Genomic DNA, 5912 nt, shown 5'->3' with positions numbered 1-5912 from the left:
CCCTTCTCATCGCGCTCGGGGTGCTCCTCCTGGCGGGGCTGGCGTTCGGCACGTTCGTCGAGAGCGTCCTCGGCAAGGACTCCTGGACCGCTCACCGGCGGGAGGGCATGGGCGCGGTCCTCTTCCTCCCGTCCCAGTACCGGCTTCTCCAGACGCGGGCGGCGTCCGGCAGCCGTACCGTCACCTACGGCACCGGAGCCCTCCGCGTCCGCCTCACCGAATGGGACAAGGCCGCCGGCGCGCCCCTCGCCCAAGCCCGGTCCTGGGCCGAGGCCACGTCCGACCCCCACTACACCCGCACCAGCTTCCGGGGGAACAAGGACACGATCCTGGCCGACACCACCTACGAACAGTCCGGCGTCCCCACCCGCGCCATGGCCCTGGTCATCCGCACCGCCGACCACCGCATGTACGAACTGCGCGTGGACATGCCCAAGGGCACCCCGGACGAGAAGAAGGGCACCGCGCTCTTCAAGGGCGCCCGCGCCCGGCTCGCGCTCACGGAAAAGTGATCCGGCGGCGGTCCGGTGGCGATCCGGTGGTGATCGTCCCCGTACAACACCCTGATCAGCGCGTTCGTTGCCAGTGATCGCTGGCGTCGTGTGAGTACTCGGTGAATCCCGATTACCGACGGGTACCCAAACCCTCCGCACCGGCATACCCTGCCGCACATGACGGACTCGCAGGCCCCGGAAAAGACCGGTACGGAAACGACGACCGGCACGAACCCCCTCGCGCCGGCCCCCACAGGCGCCCGTACCGCCGCCGATGTGGTCACCCCGGAGCTGGTCGCCCAGCTCACGAAGGGTGTGGTCGGCTCCGGCCGGACCGCCAACCACGCGCCGTTCACCGGTGAGAAGCTCGCCGATCTGCCCGAGTCCACACCCGAGGACGTGGCGAAGGCCTTCGACGCGGCCCGCGCCGCCCAGGCCCTGTGGGCGCAGACGCCGGTACGGCAGCGCGCGGCGGTCCTGCTCCGCTTCCACGACCTGGTGCTCGCCCGTCAGGCCGAGGTCCTCGACCTGATCCAGCTGGAGACCGGCAAGGCGCGGCTGCACGCCCACGAGGAGGTGCAGGCCGTCGCCGTCGCGGCCCGCCACTACGGCCGCAAGGCCCCTGCCTACCTCAAGCCGAAGCGGCACACCGGCGCCGTCCCGACCCTCACCAAGGTCACCGAACTCCGGCACCCGCGCGGGGTGGTCGGCCAGATCGCCCCGTGGAACTACCCGCTCGAACTCTCCGTCGGCGACGCCCTTCCGGCCTTCGCGGCGGGCAACGCGGTGGTCATGAAGCCGGACACGGAAACGTGTCTCACGGCCCTGTGGGCCCGCGACCTCCTCATCGAGGCGGGCCTGCCGGCCGACGTCTTCCAGGTCGTCCTCGGCGAGGGCCCGGTCGTCGGCCCCGAGGTCGTCGAGCACGCCGACTACGTCTCCTTCACCGGCTCCACCCGCACCGGCCGCGAGGTCGCGCAGAGTGCCGCCTCCCGTCTGATCGGCGTCTCCCTCGAACTCGGCGGCAAGAACGCCATGGTGGTCCTGGACGACGCCGACATCGAGAAGGCGGCGGCGGGCGCGGTCCGCGCGTGCTTCTCCTCCGCCGGCCAACTCTGCGTCTCCATCGAGCGGTTGTACGTCCACGAGTCGATCGCCGACACCTTCCTGGAACGCTTCGCCGCCCGCACCAAGGCGATGCGTCTCGGCACGTCCCTCGCGTACGGCGCGGACATGGGATCGCTCGCGGGGGAACGGCAGTTGGAGTCGGTGACCCGGCACGTGGAGGAGGCGGTCGCCAAGGGCGCGAAGGTGCTGGCAGGCGGGGTGGCCCGCCCGGACATCGGCCCGTACTTCTTCGAGCCCACCATCCTCGACGGCGTCGAGGCCCCCATGGCCGTCTGCGCCGAGGAGACCTTCGGCCCGGTCGTCTCCGTCTACCGCTTCAAGACCGAGGACGAGGTCGTGAAGGAGGCCAACTCCACGCCGTACGGCCTCAATTCCTCGGTCTGGACGAAGAACGGCACCCGCGGCCGCGCCATCGCCGCCCGCCTCCACACCGGCACGGTCAACGTCAACGAGGGCTACGCCTCCGCCTACGGCAGCGTCCAGTCCCCCATGGGCGGCATGAAGGACTCCGGCCTCGGCCGCCGCCACGGCTCCGAGGGCATCCTCAAGTACACCGAGGCCCAGACGATCGCCCAGCAGCGGTTGTTGCCGATGGCTCCGTCGCTGGGAATGACCGACGAGGCGTATGCGCAGTTCATGAGCAGGAGTCTCCGCGCGATGAAGCTGTTCCGGCTCAGGTAGGGCTTTTGCTTTTAGGGGCGCGGGGAACTGCGCGAGCAACCACGATCCACCCGCACGCGAAACTCAACGAGGAGAACCCGTGCCCCAGGACACCTACGACTACGACGTAATAGTCGTCGGCTCCGGCTTCGGCGGCTCGGTAACCGCCCTACGCCTCACGGAAAAGGGCTACAGCGTCGGCGTGTTGGAAGCAGGCCGCCGCTTCACCCCGTCGACGCTCCCCAAAAACTCCTGGGACCTCAAGAACTACCTCTGGGCCCCCAAGCTCAACATGTACGGCATCCAACGCATCCACCTGCTGGGCAACGTCATGGTCCTGGCCGGCGCAGGCGTAGGCGGCGGCTCCCTCAACTACGCCAACACCCTCTACGTCCCACCGAAGCCGTTCTTCGAAGACCCCCAGTGGCGCGACATCACCGACTGGGAAGAGGAGTTGACCCCGTACTACGACCAGGCCCGCCGCATGCTGGGCGTACGCCTCAACCCGACGATGACCCCGTCGGACGTCCACCTGAAGGCCGCCGCCCAGCGAATGGGCGTAGGAGACACCTTCCACATGGCCCCCGTCGGCGTCTTCTTCGGCGACGGCAAGGACGCCGAGGGAACAGCGAAGGCACGCCCCGGCGAACCGGCCGCCGACCCGTACTTCGGCGGAGCGGGCCCGGACCGCAAGGCCTGCACCGAGTGCGGCGAGTGCATGACGGGCTGCCGCCACGGCGCCAAGAACACCCTGAACGAGAACTACCTCTACCTCGCCGAGAAGGCGGGCGCGAAGGTCCATCCGATGACGACGGTCGTGTCGGTCACGGACGACTCGCAGGGCGGCTACGCGATAGCCACCCTGCCCACGGACGCGAGGAAGTCGTCGGAGGGCCGTACCTTCAAGGCCCGCCGGGTCGTCCTCGCGGCCGGCACCTACGGCACCCAGACCCTCCTGCACCGCATGAAGGCGGGCGGGCAACTGCCGTACCTCTCCGAGAAGTTGGGCGAGTTGACCCGCACCAACTCGGAGGCGCTGGTCGGCGCGCAGACGAACAACCGCCGCTACCGCAAGGCCACCGGCACCCGGCAGGTCGACTTCACGCGCGGGGTCGCCATCACGTCCTCGATCCACCCCGACGAGAACACCCACATCGAACCGGTCCGCTACGGCAAGGGCTCCAACTCGATGGGCGGCCTCTCCATCCTCCAAGTCCCGTACTCGGAGGGCTCGTCGAGGGCACTGGGCTGGCTGGCGAACGCGGCCAGGCACCCCCTCCTGGTCCTGCGTTCGCTCTCCAACCGGCGTTGGTCGGAGCGGACCATCATCGGCCTGGTGATGCAGTCGCTGGACAACTCCCTGACGACGTACCTGAAACCGGACGGCGTGGGCAAAGGCCTGCTGACGGCCCGTCAGGGACACGGCGCGCCCAACCCCAAGCAGATAAAGGCGGCTTCGGAGGGCGCGGCGGCGATCGCCGCCGAGATCAACGGTTTCGCGGGCTCCAACGTCGGCGAACTCATGGGCACCCCGCTCACCGCCCACTTCCTCGGCGGCTGCCCCATCGGCGCCTCCCGCGAGACCGGCGTGATCGACCCGTACCACCGCCTCTACGGCCACGTCGGCATCTCGGTCGTCGACGGCTCGGCGGTCTCCGCGAACCTCGGCGTCAACCCGTCCCTCACCATCACGGCACAGGCCGAGCGCGCGATGTCGTACTGGCCCAACAAGGGCGAACCCGACCCGCGCCCGGAGCAGGGGCTGTCGTACGAACGCCTGAAGCCGGTGGAACCGCGTCAACCGGCGGTCCCCGAGGGCGCGTTCGGCGCGCTGAAGCTGCCGTTCCTGGGGATGCCGACGCTGCCGCCGAAGTCGTAGGCAGTCAGGGGTACTTGAACGGCCGGTACAGACAGAAGGACCTGCGCCCCCCTCCGAGCGCAGGTCCTTCCTCGTGCGACGAGCTACGTGTTACGCGCTCGCCCCGCTCTTGCGCCGACGGACCATGACCACCGCGGCGGCACCCGCGACGACGGCGGCGCCGCCCACGAGGCCGATCACCGGGAGCGCGGAACTGGAGCCGGTCTCGGCGAGGTTGCCGGTCGGGAGGTCGGAGACCTCGCCCTGCGGCTTCTTCACGGAGGTGTCCTTGCCGCCGTCGCCCGGCGTGGCGGTACCCGGGTCGGGGTTCGTGGAGCCCGCCTTGAGGACCTGGAAGTCGTACTCGGCCCAGCCCTCGGCGATGCAGTCCTGGCCCTTGACGTTGTCGAGGTAGGCGCCGGAACCGAAGGAGTAGGCGTCGCCGGCCGGGGCCTTCGCGCTGATGCTGACGCGCAGGTCGACCGACTTGCTCTTCCCGGACTTCAGCTCGTTGACGTAGAAGAAGTAGTCACCGGCCCACTCGTCGTTGCCGATGCGGTCCCACTTGCCGGTCTCGGGGTTCTTGAACTCCAGGTCCACGTACGGGCTCAGGAACTTCGACTCGTCGATCTCGAAGTTCTCGACCTCGGCGTAGAAGGCGACGCCGTCGACCGTGGTCTTCGAGTCGTTGGTGACGGTCAGCTTGAAGCCGTGGAAGCCGTCGCCCGCGACGATCTTGCCCGGCAGGCCCTTGATGTCCGCGGACACCTTGGCGTCGGAGAAGTCCTCGTCCAGGTCCTCGCAGAACGGCACGTCCGGGTCGGTCGGCTCCCCGCTCGGCTCGGCCGAGGTGGACGGCGTGGCCGACGTGGAGGCGCTGTCGCTCGCCGAGGGCGAGGCCGAGTCGCTCGGCAGGGTGCTGCCGGATGGCGACGCGGAGTCGGAGTCGGACGGCGTCGGGGAGACCGAGTCGGACGGTGTCGCGGAGACGGACTCGCTCGCGCTGTCGCTCGGGCTCGGCGACGCGGAGTCCTCCGCGAACGCGGCGGGCGCGGAGAGCAGGGCGAGGGGAGCGATGACGGCCGTCGCGGCCGCCGCGGCCATGGCACGGCGCAGCTTCATGAAGTCCTCAAGAAGTCCGGTGTGCTGCGGCAGCGCAGCACGCTGGGCGGAGGGCGCCGCGTGTGGGGCGCGGGTGTGGCCCTTGGTTATGCAGGTGAGACCCGGGAAACCTGAGAACGGTTGTGCCCATCCTCACAGGATTTTTATGTGGGCTGTGTCACACCCAAGTTCTTCTTGTGAACAGGCTTTCGGAACGTCTAGAACTTGGGGACGTGTCTGACAAGCCTGCCGAGGAGCCGTCCTCGGTCCCGGAGATCCCCGACGATGTCTGGGAACAGTTCGCCCGCGACACGGAGCGCGACATCCGCGCCTCCGCCCCGAAGGAACCGTCCGCCCGCGCCCGTGAGGTGACCGAGCGGCTGAAGAAGGACGAGAGCAAGGGGAAGAGGAAGGGCAAGGGCAAGCGCCAGGAGCCCGAGGGCTGGCGGACCGGTCCCGCCTGGCAGGAGATGAACGGGCGGGCCCGGCGCGGGCGCCGGGCGTGGGCCGTCCTCGGCGTCCCGCTCGCGATAGCCGTCGCCGTGGTCGCGATGAAACCGTCGCTCATCCCCGGCGACCCCTTCGGCGGCAAGGCGGATGCGGACCCCGCCGCGGCGACCCCGCTCGCGCCGGAGACGGCCGCCCCGACCGCCGCACCCTCCGCCGTGGAC

Annotated in this window: 3 protein-coding genes and 2 pseudogenes; 4 read left to right on the top strand and 1 reads right to left on the bottom strand. The window is 69.7% G+C overall.

The features are described from left to right. The 3 genes and pseudogenes from AC31A1_RS45255 to AC31A1_RS45245 form a co-directional block, all read left to right on the top strand. A pseudogene (locus AC31A1_RS45255) lies at positions 1-512 on the top strand (serine/threonine protein kinase); the annotation flags it as partial. A 159-nt stretch (positions 513-671) separates the two neighbouring features. Further along, a complete protein-coding gene (locus AC31A1_RS45250) occupies positions 672-2303 on the top strand; it encodes a succinic semialdehyde dehydrogenase (RefSeq protein ID WP_489658904.1) in 1632 nt (543 codons plus the stop codon). A gap of 79 nt (positions 2304-2382) precedes the next feature. Further along, positions 2383-4161 (top strand): GMC oxidoreductase, encoded by a 1779-nt coding sequence (locus tag AC31A1_RS45245; protein ID WP_489658903.1) that lies wholly within the window; start codon positions 2383-2385, stop codon positions 4159-4161. A gap of 90 nt (positions 4162-4251) precedes the next feature. Here the strand turns inward: AC31A1_RS45245 and AC31A1_RS45240 are convergent, their stop codons facing one another. Beyond that, a complete protein-coding gene (locus AC31A1_RS45240; RefSeq protein WP_489658902.1) occupies positions 4252-5262 on the bottom strand; it encodes an LAETG motif-containing sortase-dependent surface protein in 1011 nt (336 codons plus the stop codon). Positions 5263-5474: 212 nt separating this feature from the next. Between AC31A1_RS45240 and AC31A1_RS45235 the strand changes: the two are divergent. Continuing rightward, positions 5475-5912 (top strand): annotated as a pseudogene (locus AC31A1_RS45235) (hypothetical protein); the annotation flags it as partial.

The sequence above is a fragment of the Streptomyces sp. P5F9 genome, from assembly GCF_057961495.1.
This window is presented reverse-complemented; position numbering and strand designations above follow the sequence as displayed.